16 protein-coding genes are annotated in these 12,847 nt (G+C 62.8%); all 16 read right to left on the bottom strand.

From position 1 onward, the window contains the following. Positions 1–6 precede the first annotated feature (6 nt). Positions 7–987 (bottom strand): flagellar motor switch protein FliM, encoded by a 981-nt coding sequence (gene fliM, locus HPY55_11485; GenBank protein ID NPV71245.1) that lies wholly within the window; start codon positions 985–987, stop codon positions 7–9. A 25-nt stretch (positions 988–1,012) separates the two neighbouring features. Next, a complete protein-coding gene (locus HPY55_11480) occupies positions 1,013–1,444 on the bottom strand; it encodes a flagellar basal body-associated FliL family protein (GenBank protein NPV71244.1) in 432 nt (143 codons plus the stop codon). 1 nt (position 1,445) lies between these two features. After that, positions 1,446–2,207, bottom strand: coding sequence for a flagellar motor protein MotB (locus tag HPY55_11475; protein NPV71243.1), 762 nt, complete (start codon positions 2,205–2,207; stop codon positions 1,446–1,448). Next, the gene (locus HPY55_11470; protein ID NPV71242.1) at positions 2,185–2,991 is read right to left on the bottom strand and encodes a flagellar motor protein; all 807 of its coding nucleotides are present in this window, start codon (positions 2,989–2,991) and stop codon (positions 2,185–2,187) included. The genes HPY55_11475 and HPY55_11470 overlap by 23 nt, the downstream gene beginning before the upstream one ends. 3 nt (positions 2,992–2,994) lie before the next feature. Further along, positions 2,995–3,228, bottom strand: coding sequence for a flagellar FlbD family protein (locus tag HPY55_11465; protein ID NPV71241.1), 234 nt, complete (start codon positions 3,226–3,228; stop codon positions 2,995–2,997). Positions 3,229–3,254: 26 nt separating this feature from the next. Beyond that, positions 3,255–4,472: a flagellar hook protein FlgE gene (locus tag HPY55_11460; protein NPV71240.1), complete on the bottom strand. Its 1,218-nt coding sequence runs from the start codon at positions 4,470–4,472 to the stop codon at positions 3,255–3,257. Positions 4,473–4,598: 126 nt separating this feature from the next. Next, positions 4,599–4,985: a flagellar protein gene (locus HPY55_11455; GenBank protein NPV71239.1), complete on the bottom strand. Its 387-nt coding sequence runs from the start codon at positions 4,983–4,985 to the stop codon at positions 4,599–4,601. A 7-nt stretch (positions 4,986–4,992) separates the two neighbouring features. Beyond that, positions 4,993–5,364, bottom strand: coding sequence for a hypothetical protein (locus HPY55_11450; GenBank protein NPV71238.1), 372 nt, complete (start codon positions 5,362–5,364; stop codon positions 4,993–4,995). A gap of 46 nt (positions 5,365–5,410) precedes the next feature. Further along, entirely contained in the window at positions 5,411–6,919 is a 1,509-nt protein-coding gene (locus tag HPY55_11445; protein ID NPV71237.1) for a flagellar hook-length control protein FliK, read from the bottom strand. A gap of 27 nt (positions 6,920–6,946) precedes the next feature. After that, positions 6,947–7,396, bottom strand: a complete 450-nt coding sequence (gene fliJ / locus HPY55_11440; protein ID NPV71236.1) for a flagellar export protein FliJ — start codon at positions 7,394–7,396, stop codon at positions 6,947–6,949. Continuing rightward, positions 7,393–8,712 (bottom strand): flagellar protein export ATPase FliI, encoded by a 1,320-nt coding sequence (gene fliI, locus HPY55_11435; GenBank protein ID NPV71235.1) that lies wholly within the window; start codon positions 8,710–8,712, stop codon positions 7,393–7,395. Before fliI ends, fliJ begins: the two co-directional genes overlap by 4 nt. Beyond that, the gene (locus HPY55_11430) at positions 8,696–9,478 is read right to left on the bottom strand and encodes a hypothetical protein (protein ID NPV71234.1); all 783 of its coding nucleotides are present in this window, start codon (positions 9,476–9,478) and stop codon (positions 8,696–8,698) included. The genes fliI and HPY55_11430 overlap by 17 nt, the downstream gene beginning before the upstream one ends. Further along, entirely contained in the window at positions 9,471–10,484 is a 1,014-nt protein-coding gene (gene fliG, locus HPY55_11425; protein ID NPV71233.1) for a flagellar motor switch protein FliG, read from the bottom strand. Before fliG ends, HPY55_11430 begins: the two co-directional genes overlap by 8 nt. A 5-nt stretch (positions 10,485–10,489) precedes the next feature. Beyond that, on the bottom strand, positions 10,490–12,022 hold the full coding sequence (gene fliF / locus HPY55_11420) for a flagellar M-ring protein FliF (GenBank protein NPV71232.1): 1,533 nt from the start codon (positions 12,020–12,022) through the stop codon (positions 10,490–10,492). 10 nt (positions 12,023–12,032) lie between these two features. Then, on the bottom strand, positions 12,033–12,359 hold the full coding sequence (fliE, locus tag HPY55_11415; protein ID NPV71231.1) for a flagellar hook-basal body complex protein FliE: 327 nt from the start codon (positions 12,357–12,359) through the stop codon (positions 12,033–12,035). Between the two features lie 44 nt (positions 12,360–12,403). Beyond that, positions 12,404–12,847, bottom strand: coding sequence for a flagellar basal body rod protein FlgC (gene flgC / locus HPY55_11410; GenBank protein ID NPV71230.1), 444 nt, complete (start codon positions 12,845–12,847; stop codon positions 12,404–12,406).

Below are 12,847 nucleotides of genomic sequence, written 5' to 3'. Positions count from 1 at the left end.
GCTATTTCACTCCCCCACAGCCTTACTGATGACAACCGCGATTTTCTTCCCGGACCTGACCGCCCTGCCGGCCAGCTTGTACCGGCCGTCTACGATAACCTTGAGGCACTGGCTGATCCTCTGGCGTAGCTCCACGACGTCGCCGGGCTCCAGGCTGAGCAGGTCTTCCACAGTAATCTCCGCATCCCCGAGCTCCGCGGTGATGTTGAGCGACACCTCGCTGAGGCCGGTGGTTATGCTCTCCGTCTCCTTTTGCCCGCTACGCTGCGCGCTCGAGAACCACTGGTGGGCGGACAGCCTCGGGAGTACGGGCTCAATGCAGAGGTACGGGAGGCACAGGTTCATTGCGCCCGCACAATCGCCGATGCGTGTCTCCATTGAAACCACGACCACTACCTCGTTGGGTGCGATGACCTGCACGAACAACGGGTTGGTCTCTATCCCTTCGAGCGAGGGTTCGATCTCAATGATGTTCTTCCACGATTCCATGAGGGCACCGACAAAACCGCGTATTATACCGTCGATGACAGTCAGCTCTATCTCCGTCAGCGAACGCGCCTTGCTCATGGCGTGCCCCGGACCACCCAGCAGCCGGTCTATCATTGGAAACCCGACGTTGGGGGTTATCTCGAGAAGGGCCCTCCCGTTGAGCGGCGTCATGTTGATCACGCCGATTATGCCGGGGTTTGAAACCCCCCTGAGGAATTCCATGTACGTCATCTGGTCCACGGACGTTATGAATAGCTGCACGACCGTCCTGGTCTTGCTGGCCAGAAATCCGGTCAGCTGCCTCGACAGGCCGTCGTGGATCATCTGAATCGTCCTCAGCTGGTCCTTGGAGAACTTGTCGGGTCTCCGGAAGTCGTATATCCTCACACTACCCACGCTGGGTTCATCCTGCTTCGACCGCCCACCGGTCTTCGCGGGAACGCCTGTCGCCAGTTGTGATATGAGCTGATCGACTTCCGCCTGGCTCAACATCTCCATCGCTGTCGCCCTCCGAATACCCGCCTTACTGCACGACGAACTCGGTGAAATAAACCCCTGTTACCTGCGTACCTTTCAGCACGTTGTTCAGCTGTACCACGATCGCGCGGCCGAGGGCCTGCATACCTTCGTCGCCCGTCACGTCGTGGAATGTCTTCGACCGCAGCACGCCGAGTATCTGGTCCCTTATGACCGCCTGTTGAGCAGCCATAGCCTCGAGGCTCTTCTCATCCGCGACCTCGAGCTCGATCCTGACCTTGATGTACTTCGTCTTGGCTTCGTTCGGCGCAAGGTTGGTCGTGAACTCGCCGGCCGAGAACATACCCTTCTTTGCGCTCTTGGCCTCCCTTATGACCAGCGGTCTCCTGGTGATTATGTAGGCCGTGCCCGCGGACACACCCGTAATCAGCAATGTGGCCACCACAACACTGATCACCCTGGGAAGGAACTTCTTCACGTTACCAGGCCCCCCCGGCTTTCGGCTCGTTTCGTCCCGTACTGAGCCTCAGGATAACTATGTCGACGCGACGGTTTCTCCGCCTGTTAGATTCGCTGTCATTGGGTGCGATCGGCCGGTACTCTCCGTAGCCGGCAATTGACAGCCGCGTGGGCGGCATTCCGTGCCTATCAATGAAATACCGCGCCACGGCGCTCGAGCGCCCCGCCGAGAGCTCCCAGTTCGACGGGAACCTCTCGGTGTTGATCTTCAGGTCGTCGGTGTGCCCCTCGACCCTGATGTGATTAGGGAGCGGTTTTATGACCGCAATCACCTTGTCGAGTATCGACCTTGCGTCCGGCCTGAGGTCGGCCTTACCCAGGTCGAACAGCACCGAATCGGCAAACCGGATTATCAGACCGCGCGAGTCCTCCGACACCTCTATCTGCGTGGCGAGTCCTTCCCTGGCCACGTAATTCTGCACAGCCTGGCGTACGTCCTCAAACTGCGCGAAGTCCTGTCTCTCCAACTCCTGCAGGGCGGCTTCCAGCTGCTGTTGCGTCGGTGGCGTCGCCTCGCCCACCACCGTGGTGTTTTCGGTGAATATGCCGCCGAACGCCGCCGCCAGCGATGCCCTGGCCAGCCTGAACTTGGCTTCGTTTATGGTCGAGAGCGCGAACAACAGGATAAAGAAGGTCAGGAGCAGCGACATCATATCACCGTATGTCGTGATCCAGGTCGCCGGCGCCGATCCTGACGGACTACCTTTCTGCCGCCTGGCCATTCTCGGCCACCTCCCCTATCCGGCCCCTGGTGGACTTCCTGAGATTGGGCGCGAGGAATGACTTGAGCTTCTCCTCCACGATCCTGGGGTTGTCGCCGGACTGGATCGAGAGAATGCCCTCGATCATAACCTCCTTGAGGAGGATCTCCTCGGCGGTCCTGACCTTGAGCCGGTTCGCGATTGGCATGAACACGAGATTGGACAGCACGGCTCCGTAGAACGTGGTAACGATGGCCACCGCCATACCCGGGCCTATTTTCTTCGGGTCATCCAGTGTGCGCAACATCTGGATGAGTCCGATGAGCGTGCCGATCATGCCGTACGCGGGCGCCATGCTGCCCATCGTCTCGAACATCGCCTGGCCTTGCTTGTGCCTCTCCTCGAGGAACGCAAGCTCCGTCTCAAGCATCGTCCGCACAAGCTCGGGGTCAGTCCCGTCGACCACGAGCTGGATACCCTTCTTAAGAAAGTCGTCCTCCAGCTGATCGGCGTCCTCTTCCAGCGAGAGGAGCCCCTCCCGCCTCGCCTTCTCGGCGAACTGGACCAGGAAATCTATTATGCTGGACGGATCGTCATTCTTCGTCATGAACGCCTTGCGCAGGACCTTCGTAACCGCGGACAGCTGTAACAGCGGGTACGCAACGACCGTGGAGGCGAGGCACCCCCCGCAAGTGATCATTATCGACGGGAAGTCCCAGAAACCGGCCAGGTTCCCTCCCTGCACAATCCCTAGGATTATGAACGTGAATCCCAGTCCGAGCCCTACTAGCGTCCCGACGTCCATACGTTACCCCCCAAACGATCCGCAGCCAGGGGAGGAAGGGGGGCACCCCCAGGGGAACCCGAAGATGCCCCTCTTGTACTCGACGACCTTCCGGATCACATCGTCCACGCTGTCCTTCACGACGAACCGCTTGCCGTTGGTCAGTGTTATGACCGTATCCGGGGTGGCCTCCATGGCCTCGATCATGTCGGCACTTATGACAATCTCCTCACCGTTCAGCCGGCGAACCTTGACCATAGGTCACTCCCCCTGAGCCTCAAGCGTTACCTCTTCAGATTAACCAGGTCCTGCAGTAGCTCGTCGGAGGCCGTGATTACCCTCGAGTTGGCCTGGAAGCCTCTCTGGGTAACGATCATGCTGGTGAACTCCTCCGCCAGGTCCACGTTGGACATCTCCAGCGCGCTCGGGAATATGTCCCCGCGGCCGCCGGTGCCCGCCTCACCTATCTGTACCGGACCGGAGTTGTTCGACTCCTCGTACAGGTTGTCACCGACTCTCAGGAGGCCACCCGGGTTCGCGAAGTTCCCGATGGATACCTGCGCTATCGCCTGCGTACGGCCGTTTGAGTACGTCCCGGTGATTACGCCGGACGCATCTATCGTGATCCTCCCGAGGGTGCCCATCGGGCTCCCGTCCCTTTCGATGAACTCCATAGAGGACTCGCCGGCGTTCTGTGTGACACGGCTGAAGTCCCACGTAATGCTGACCGGGTTGGCTCCTGCCGGGCTGAACTGCACCGGGCCACCGGTCATTGCGTTAAACGTCCCGTCGGGGTTAAACGTGATCGTCCCCGTGTTGCCCGAGATGCCGGCCGGTCCGGTTGCGGTCCACGCCCACTCGTTTGGGACCGCCGTCTTCTGGAACTCCATGGTTATGGAGTGGGACCGGCCGAGTGAGTCGAGTGCGTCCACCGACGTCGTCCGGGTGAAGCCAGCGACGGCGCTTGCGTCCAGGTTGTGACCCCAGGTCACGTTCGTAGTAGGCGTCGCCTGGATGGCCTGCCCAACCGGAATCGCTATGCTCGACAGGGTCGCGGTGTCCTTCGACCCGAACACGCCGTTCGTGGCCATCCAGCCCTGGACCAGCCTCCCGCCGGGGTCAACCAGGTTGCCCTGGCTGTCGAGGTCGAACGCGCCGGCGCGGGTGTAGTACTTCGTGCCACCGTCATCGACTACAAAAAACCCACTGCCCTGGATCGCGAGGTCGGTGACCTTGGCGGTCGATTGCCGGTTGCCCTGGCCATGGATCGTGTCGATGCTTCCCAGTGCTACACCGAGCCCCACTTGCTGCGGGTTGGTGCCGCCCTTGTCAGCGTCGGGCGCCGACGCGCCCCTCATTGTCTGGCTGAACATCTCCTGAAAGGTCACGCGGCCGGCTTTGAAGCCGATCGTGTTGACGTTGGCGATGTTGTTGCCGATGGCGTCCATCCTTATCTGGTGGGTCTTCAGGCCCGAAACGGCCGAGAACATCGAACGCATCATAGTCTTTCTGACCTCCCTTTAGTTTGGAACCTGCCTCCGCTGCCGCTTCCACCGGGCAAGCGGGACGTCTGCGCCGCCTCGATTGTTCGGCGGCTCCTGGGGCTCCCTCAAAGAGGTCCGGCCCCTTTACACGATCACCGCGCTGTCGATGTTTGTGAAGATGTTGTCTTTCATCCTCTGCATGTCCACCGCCGTGATCACCGTGCGGTTCTTCACGCTCACCACCAGCGCCATGTTATCAAGCAGTACCAGCGATTCCCTTGAGCCCTTGGACTCCGCCAGATTCACCGCCCTGGCCACCCTGTCCACTTCCGCCCTGCCGAAACTCACCGGGCTCTGCTCGATTCTCTTCTGCGCGTGAGCCGAGAACTTCAGCCTGTGCCCGTCGAGCTCGCTCTCCAGGATCTTCCGGAACTCACCGGGCGCCCGCTCCGCCCCTTCCACAGGAGGCCTTGGCCCCGGCGGCCCTATGGGAATCAGCCGTCTTGAGGCTTCAAGCCCGTCGATGGCCATCCTGAGTTCACCTCACCTCGATCACCTGGTCCAGTGAAACCTCCTTGTCCCCGATCAGCAGCCCTATGCCATCACGAAGCCTGACGCCCCACACAAGGCCCTCGAGCTCCGAGTCGCCGTCGGCCACCTTGACCTGCCTGCCCACGAGCGAGGCTGCCATCAACCTTTCCTGGCTCTCTTTCATCTCGTTGATCGAGTCGAGCGTCGAGAGTTGTGCGACCTGCGCCATGAGGTCCTTGTCCTCGAGCGGCGACATCGGGTCCTGGTATTTGAGCTCGGCCGCGAGCAGCTTCATGAATTGTCCCGAGAGATCTTGCGCGCTCTTGGTGACCGCCGTCGTGCTCTGGGTCGTCGTGCCCTGTACACCCTGGATCTCCATCGTCCCTAACCTCCTTTTCGTCGTGTCCCACCTGGCTGGCCACAGATCACGCCATGAGGTCCAACGACCCCGGCGTTGACCGGTAACGCGCACGCAACCCCACCACCACGTCACCGGGCGCCGTCGGCTCAGCGGCTCCGGTGTGGGCTGCCGCCCCACGGTTACCGCCCATCTGACCGTCCTGCGGTGCCCAGTGGCGTTGTCCGGCCCACTGGCGTCCGTCCCCAACGGAGACTGAGATGTCACTCACCTCGAGGCCCTGGTCGGACATTCCTTGCCTGAGTTCGCCGAGGCGCGACTCGATTTCGGTCTTGGCCCCGGCTTCCCCGACCGTGAACCTCGCGGAGATACGCCCCTCCTGGGATGCGATCCTCAGCGTCACTCGGCCAAGCCACTCGGGCTTCAGCCTGATCTCCACCTCCGTCCGCTCGGGGAACTTCAGGAGCCGCCCCTGCTGGACGATTTGCCTCGCGATCTCCGAAGTCCGGAGTCCGGCGCGGTCGACTCCCGTTGCACGGGCGCCCGCAGCCTCGCCGGTTTCCGCCGGCTGCGCCTCCAGGTGGGTCGCAAACGGCTGGCCCGAATTCCTGGACGATTCCGCGCCGTCCGTCTCCGGACCCCCGTCGTCAGTGCGACCGGCCGACTTCCTGGGGCGTACCTGCTCAGGCCGTTCATCTCCGGCCCGGGCGCTGCTTTCCGCGCTCTTTTCCGAGCTCTTTTCAGCGCTGGCCGCGTCGCCTGTCTTCCGAGTAGCATATTTGCCTGGCGCGTCCTCACCCGTGGCAACCGGTCCCGCCTTCACCGGAACGTCGCTGACCGGCTCACTAACGCCAACTTCCGCGGCATCTCCGGCAGAGGCCAATTCAGCCTCCTCACTCGTCCCCGATCCGGCGACTCCGTCCCCAGCCACTCCCAGTGCCACAGCGCCCGCGATCCCGTCATTCCGGTTTGCGCCGTCGTCTTTCCGGGCCGCGCTGTGGGCTACACCAGCGCCCGAGTCCTTTGTCTCGATCACGGCGAACGGGATACCATCAACCGGAGGCCTGTCCAGCCCGACCGCCAACATCGACATCGCCTGAGCACCAGCGTCCACGACGCTCTCGAACATCGACATCGCCTGAGCACCAGCGTCCACGACGCTCTCGAACATCGACGTCGCCTGAGTACCAGCGCCCCCGATACCCGTGACCTCACCGGCAGGCCTCTGCGTGGGACCACACGCGGCTTCCGCCATCTGAAGGCCCGCGGCTCCGGCTACCCCGCCGTCCGGAAACGGCACGCCCTGGCCGGACCCGTTCGCAAATTGAACACGCCCGGGTGCGACGGCTGTTCCGGTCACTCCGGCTACCCCGCCTACGATCCCGGGTTCCACCGGTTCTCCCAGCACAGCCTGGCCACCGGGCTGGACCATGGACGCCACGAGTAGCGACAGCAGGTCGCCGAACCCGGCGAAGGCCCCTGCCGGAACGTCGCCGGCCGCTTGCTTACGGTCTTGCCCGGCCCCGGCGCACGCCCCACAGTCAAACCCGACTGCCCTGTCGATAACCACCATCATTCTCACCTCCTTTCCGCTGAAATGCTCCTAAACCTGACCCCTGGTTACGTAACTCGTTACTCCGATCTCGTCCAGGGTAGATTGGTCTTCTTTCAGTACCTCGGATACGTACGAGCCAAATCGCTTGTCCTTCAGTTTCTCAAGGATCCTGGTCTCCTGCCGCGCCTCAATCAATCGCTGCCTGCATATCTCCACCTGGTCCCGGGCTTTCTCGACCTCTACCTGCTGCTTATCTTCCTCGAACTCCAGGAACCTGACATACCTGGACGCGAGAGCCAGGCGCCACGGAGCCGCGGCGCCCGACGCCGCTTTGCGGAACTGGCTCTCCGACCTGCGGAGCGTCCCGGTGACGGCGGCGAGGGTTTCCTCCTCCTGGCCGAGCCGGAACTGGGCTCCGGCGAGCGCGACCTGCCTCGTCGACAGCACGGTCTCCCTGACTTTGAGTACCCTCTCGAGCCGGAACGCGAACCGCTTCAAGCCGCCTCAGCCTCCACGAACATCTCACGCAGCCCGTTAACGGCGTCCTCGTATGAAACGCTCTCGTAGATCCCCTGCCGCAGGAAACCGTTGACCCTGTCTATCATCTGCCGCGCGTAGTCGATCCGCGGATTGGACCCCGGCACGTACGCGCCTATGTTTATCAGGTCCTCGGCCTCCTTGTACGTGGCAAGCACGGACCTGAGTTTCATCGCCGACGAGATGTGCTCGCTCGTGGCCACGTCGATCATAACCCTGCTCACGCTCTGCAGGACCTCGATCGCCGGGTAATGCCCCTGCGCCGCGAGGTTGCGGGAAAGCACGATGTGCCCGTCAAGGATACCCCTCACCGCGTCCGCGATGGGTTCGTTCATGTCGTCGCCGTCCACGAGTACCGTGTAGAACCCCGTGACGCTCCCCCGCGCCGCGGTGCCCGACCGTTCCAGGAGCTTGGGCAGGAGCGCGAAGACCGACGGCGTGTAGCCCCTGGTCGCCGGCGGTTCGCCGATCGCGAGTCCCACCTCACGCTGCGCCATCGCAAACCTCGTTACCGAGTCCATCATGAGGACGACGTCCAGACCCTGGTCCCTGAAGAACTCCGCGATCGCCGTCGCCACGAACGCCGCCTTGATCCTTATCAGCGCCGGCTGATCGGAGGTTGCGGCGACCACCACTGAGCGCTTGAGGCCTTCCTCCCCGAGGTCCTTCTCGATGAAGTCCTTGACCTCGCGGCCACGTTCCCCTACGAGCGCTATCACGCTGACGTCCGCCGACGTGTTCCTCGCGATCATGCCGAGGAGCGTGCTCTTCCCCACCCCGGACCCGGAGAATATGCCGAGACGCTGGCCCCTTCCGCAGGTGAGCACGCTGTCGATCGCCCTGACGCCTACCCCGAGGGGGCTGGTGATCCGCCGCCTCAGCAGCGGGTCCGGCGGCGCGTTGTTCGCCGAGTAGACTGTCCCGGTCACAGGTTCAGGCCGGCCGTCGATGGGTTTGCCCAACCCGTTGAGCACCCGGCCTAGCAGGCCCTTGCCCACGCGCACGAGGAACGGGTGGCCCAGGGCGATGACCTCGGCGCCTGGGGCGATGCCGTCCATCCCACCAAGGGGCATGAGTAGCACGCTACCGTCCCTGAACCCCACGACCTCGGCGGGTATCGACTCGCCGTGCTGGGGTCTGATCTGGCAGATGTCACCGAGCTTGGCCACGGGTCCCCTGGACTCGATGGCAAGGCCCACGACTCGGGTGATCGTTCCCTTGAACGTCACTGTGTCGGCCTTTTCTATGGCGTCGATCAGCCTACCCAGCGCGACCATTGAGATCTACCGCCTCCATGAGATGCTCCCCGGCCTTGTCGATCTGCGACTCAATCCGGGCGTCCACGGTCCCGCGCCCGGTGGTCACTATGCAGCCGCCCGGACCGACGGACGGGTCCTCTTCCACGTTTATCTCGGAAATTGCGTCGAACTCCCGCGCGAGGTCCTTGCGCGCCTCGTGCACGACGGAGACTTCAATTGGGCTCGTCCTGACGGACACCGATTCGTCCCGTCCGATCCTCCGCAGCGCCTCGCGCACGTTTCCGAGCACTATCTCAGGGTCCGCCGCGACCTCGCGCTTGATCACTTTCCTCGCGATCGCCAGGGCGATCTGGGCGATTTTGGGTTCGGCCGCCGCCACGATGCGCGTGGCTTCGTCCCTGGCCGCCTCGACCAGGCGCGCCGCCTCCTTCTTCATCCCTTCGACCTCGATCTCGGCGCGGCTCAGCCCCTCATCGAATCCCTCTTTCTGGCCGAGCTCGAACCCCTCGAGCCTGGCGACATCCTTAATCCTGCCGGCCTCGGCGCGAGCCTCAGCCAGGATCTCCTCGGACCGCTCCCGCGCCTCGCGCAGAACCCGGTCCGCCTCTTCATGCGGCGACGGGCCTTCCATCTTCGCCGCTTTTCCCTGTGTGGCCTCAGCGGCCACCTGAGGGGCCCCTGATGCCGGGGCTGGCGCCTCGCGCAGGAACGGGATGATCACCCTCAGGTTCAACGGCTCCGGTTCAGTAAGGGCAACATCGCCCGACTTTATCACCCTAGACAACGATCTCGTCCCTCCCCCCGCGCATGACCATGACTTCGCCCTCGTCCTCGAGGCGCCTGATCAGGTTGACGATCTTTTGCTGCGCTTCTTCGACGTCACGCAGCCTGACCGGGCCGAGGTACTGCATGCTCTCCTTGAGGTTCTCCTGAGCGCGCTTGGAGATGTTCTTCATGATCTTCTCCTTGACCTCATTGGAGGCGACCTTGAGAGCCAGCGGCAGGTCCTTGCTCATGTCGACCTCACGCAGCACTCTCTGCACCGACCGGTCGTCGAGCATCACGACGTCCTCGAACACGAACATGCGCTTCTTGATTTCCTCGGCGAGCTCGGGATCCTGGATCTCGAGCGCCTCGATTATCGTCTTCTCGGTCCCGCGGTCGACCTTGTTCAGCACGTCCACCACGGTGCCCACGCCCCCCGCCATTGAGTACTCGTGGGTCATCATCGACGAAAGCTTTCGCTCGAGCACCTTCTCGACTTCCTTTATCACTTCCGGAGACGTGCGGTCCATGAGCGCCACGCGCCTGGCCACCTCAACCTGCGCCTCCGGCGGCAGGGCGGAAAGCACCGCCGCAGCCTGATCGGGATGCAGGTAAGCCAGTATCAGCGATATGGTCTGCGGGTGCTCGTTCTGGATGAAGCCCATGAGTTGCGATGGGTCGGCCTTCCTCAGGAAGTCGAACGGCCGAACCTGTAAAGACGCGGTAAGCCGCTGCAGTACGTTCAGGGCCTTTTGCTGGCCCAGGGCCTTTTCGAGCACTTCCTTGGCATACTCGATCCCGCCCTCGCTGAGGTACTGCTGAGCCAGGGCAAGCTCGTGGAACTCCTCGAATACCTTCTCCCTGATCTCGGACTGCACGGTCTTTACACCGGCGATCTCCAGCGTGAGCTGCTCGATCTCCTCGTCGCGCAGGTGCTTGAACACCCTCGACGAGAGCTCCGGCCCCAGGGAAATCATCAGTATCGCCGCCTTCTGCCTTCCCGATAGGCCAGCACGCGCCTGCATCACACTCACCTCGCCTCCGCCAGCCACGTCTTCAGCAGCTGGGCGACGCCTTCAGGATTCTGCCTCACAAGCTTCTCGATGTGCTCCTTCGCGCGTGAAGCCGGCGTCGGCTCCTTCGATTCGGCCACGACCGCCTCGAGGGCCTCCGCGGCGATGGACTGAGGTTCGAGCGCCCGCCTCCTGCGCAATATCACGAAAACCGTCCCCGCAACTATGGCGAGCGCCAGGGCAGCCGCGCCGGCATACGCGTACTTCGGGATCTTCACGCCGGCGGGTTTCTCCATGTCTTTCTTCAGCTGGTCCACCAGCGTCGTGTCGAACAGCATCCCGGTAACGGTGATGGTGTCCTGGCGCTTCGGATCGATGCCGACCGCCGCCGCGACCGTGTTCTCGATCGCGCCTTTCTCGGCCGGTGTGAGGTCCCTGTTGACGATCACCGCCACCGAAAGCCTCTTCACTGTCCCGGGAGCGACTACGGTGTTCTCGCGTACCTCGTTAATCTCCACGTTCTTGGTGGTCTCCGTCCTCTGGTAGGAGGAGTTCCCGGGCTGCACCGTAGCGCCGGAGTAGCCGGGGACGTTGGATGGCACTCCCGGCACGCCGCCGGCTCCGCCGCCCGTACCCTGGAACACCTCCTGCAGTTGCTTGATGCTTCTCGCGATGCCCTCGTTGTTGTCGGCCGGCGTGAAAAGGCTCCGCGACACCGTCGTCTGGTCGAAACTCACGTCGGCGTTGACGCGCGCCACCACGTTCCCCTGGCCCAGGGCCGTCTCGAGCAGCGTCTGCACGCTGCGCTCGAGGTCTTTCTGAAAGGCCATCTTGACTTCCATGAACGACCCCGCTTGCTTGTCCGCCGAGGTCTGATCCAGGCCGTATTCGGACGACAGAACTTTACCCTTATAGTCAACGATTGTGACGTCCTCGGGCCGGAGCCCCTCCACACTGCGCGAGACAAGGTTCGCGATCCCGCGGACTTGCAGCTTGTCCAGCTCCATCATCGGACGGACCTTTACCAGCACCGCCGCTGTGGCCGGCCTTGCCTTGGACACGAAAAGGCTCTGCTCGGGCAGGACTATGTGCACCCTCGCAGCCTCAACACCATCGATCTGCGTAATTGTGCGCGTGAGCTCGCCCTGGACGGCCCTGACGTAGTTCACGCGACGGTCGAAGTCGGTCGCCCCGATCCTGGTCTTGTCCATAAGCTCGAACCCGACGGTTCCGCCCCTTGGAAGACCGTCGGCCGCGAGGACCAATCTCAGCCTGTGCACGTCGTGAGCGGCGACAAGTATCGCGGTCCCGCCGGCGTCCAGCCTGTACGGCACCTTGTCCTTTTCAAGCCGCGCGACCATGTCCGACGCATCCCTCGGATCGAGCCCGGTAAACAGGGGCTCCATCCTCGGACCGCGAGAGCTCGTGGCTACCAGCACTATGAGTCCGACTAGCACGAGCACTCCGGCTCCCGACACCACGGCCTTCGCCGCCAGGGACATCTTCTTCCAGGTTTCGATTACCTGCGCCAAGATTTTCGTAGGAGTCATGGTTCACCCCTCAAACCTGCATCCTCATGATCTCCTGGTACGCCTCGATAACCTTGTTCCTGACCTCGATCGCCAGGTGCATGGCCAGGCTTGCCTTCTCGCTCGCGATCACGACGCGGTGGATATCGGACACGTCGCCGGCGAGCATCGACCTGGAAGCGGCGTCCGCCTCCACCTGCAGCGCGTTCACGTCATCGATCGCCTGCTTGAGATATGAAGTAAACGACGGTGCCTGAGCGGTTGTCCCGGGCGCGGATGCGCCTGTGGCCCCCTCCAGGCCGTTCGACCTCGTCACCGGAGCCTGCGGCCAGGCACCCCCCGAAACCGGTATTCCCATGTTACCTATGACGGGCCCTATCCCGGGCATCATTCATCCCCCCATCAGCTGCGGCCGATCTCCAGCGCCCGCATCGCCATCTGCTTGGCGGCGTTAATTGCGGATACGTTCGCCTCGTATCCCCTGGTGGCCGATATCATGTCTACCATTTCGGTGACAACGTCGACGTTCGGCATTGCCACGTACCCGTTCTGGTCGGCATCCGGATGCCCGGGCTCGTACTTCATCTTCCCGGGCCGGTCGTCTGAAACCACCGCGCCCACCTGGACACCCTGCGCTTCGTCCAGGGACTTCGAGAACACCTGGAAGAATGACCGGAACCCGTTGCCTACACCCTGGACAAACACGGGGACCTTCCGGCGGTACGGGCCACCCTCGGCCGTACGCGTGGTGTTGGCGTTCGCAAGGTTTCCGGCGATGATGTCGAGCCTCAACCTTTCAGCGGTCAGACCGGAAGCGCTCGCATCCATGGATCTGAAGATGCGCAC

The organism is Bacillota bacterium (genome assembly GCA_013178305.1).
Taxonomy (GTDB): domain Bacteria; phylum Bacillota; class Sulfobacillia; order JABLXB01; family JABLXB01; genus JABLXB01.
The sequence above is the reverse complement of the archived record's forward strand: the minus strand, read 5'-3'. Positions and strand labels throughout refer to the sequence as shown.

Excerpts from the sequence above, each read along its gene's own strand:
- fliM (NPV71245.1), bottom strand. The coding sequence starts at position 987 with ATGGAGATGTTGAGCCAGGCGGAAGTCGATCAGCTCATATCACAACTG.
- HPY55_11475 (NPV71243.1), bottom strand. The coding sequence starts at position 2,207 with ATGGCCAGGCGGCAGAAAGGTAGTCCGTCAGGATCGGCGCCGGCGACC.
- HPY55_11470 (NPV71242.1), bottom strand. The coding sequence starts at position 2,991 with ATGGACGTCGGGACGCTAGTAGGGCTCGGACTGGGATTCACGTTCATA.
- HPY55_11465 (NPV71241.1), bottom strand. The coding sequence starts at position 3,228 with ATGGTCAAGGTTCGCCGGCTGAACGGTGAGGAGATTGTCATAAGTGCC.
- HPY55_11460 (NPV71240.1), bottom strand. The coding sequence starts at position 4,472 with ATGATGCGTTCGATGTTCTCGGCCGTTTCGGGCCTGAAGACCCACCAG.
- HPY55_11455 (NPV71239.1), bottom strand. The coding sequence starts at position 4,985 with ATGGCCATCGACGGGCTTGAAGCCTCAAGACGGCTGATTCCCATAGGG.
- HPY55_11450 (NPV71238.1), bottom strand. The coding sequence starts at position 5,364 with ATGGAGATCCAGGGTGTACAGGGCACGACGACCCAGAGCACGACGGCG.
- HPY55_11445 (NPV71237.1), bottom strand. The coding sequence starts at position 6,919 with ATGATGGTGGTTATCGACAGGGCAGTCGGGTTTGACTGTGGGGCGTGC.
- fliI (NPV71235.1), bottom strand. The coding sequence starts at position 8,712 with ATGGTCGCGCTGGGTAGGCTGATCGACGCCATAGAAAAGGCCGACACA.
- fliG (NPV71233.1), bottom strand. The coding sequence starts at position 10,484 with ATGCAGGCGCGTGCTGGCCTATCGGGAAGGCAGAAGGCGGCGATACTG.
- fliF (NPV71232.1), bottom strand. The coding sequence starts at position 12,022 with ATGACTCCTACGAAAATCTTGGCGCAGGTAATCGAAACCTGGAAGAAG.
- fliE (NPV71231.1), bottom strand. The coding sequence starts at position 12,359 with ATGGGAATACCGGTTTCGGGGGGTGCCTGGCCGCAGGCTCCGGTGACG.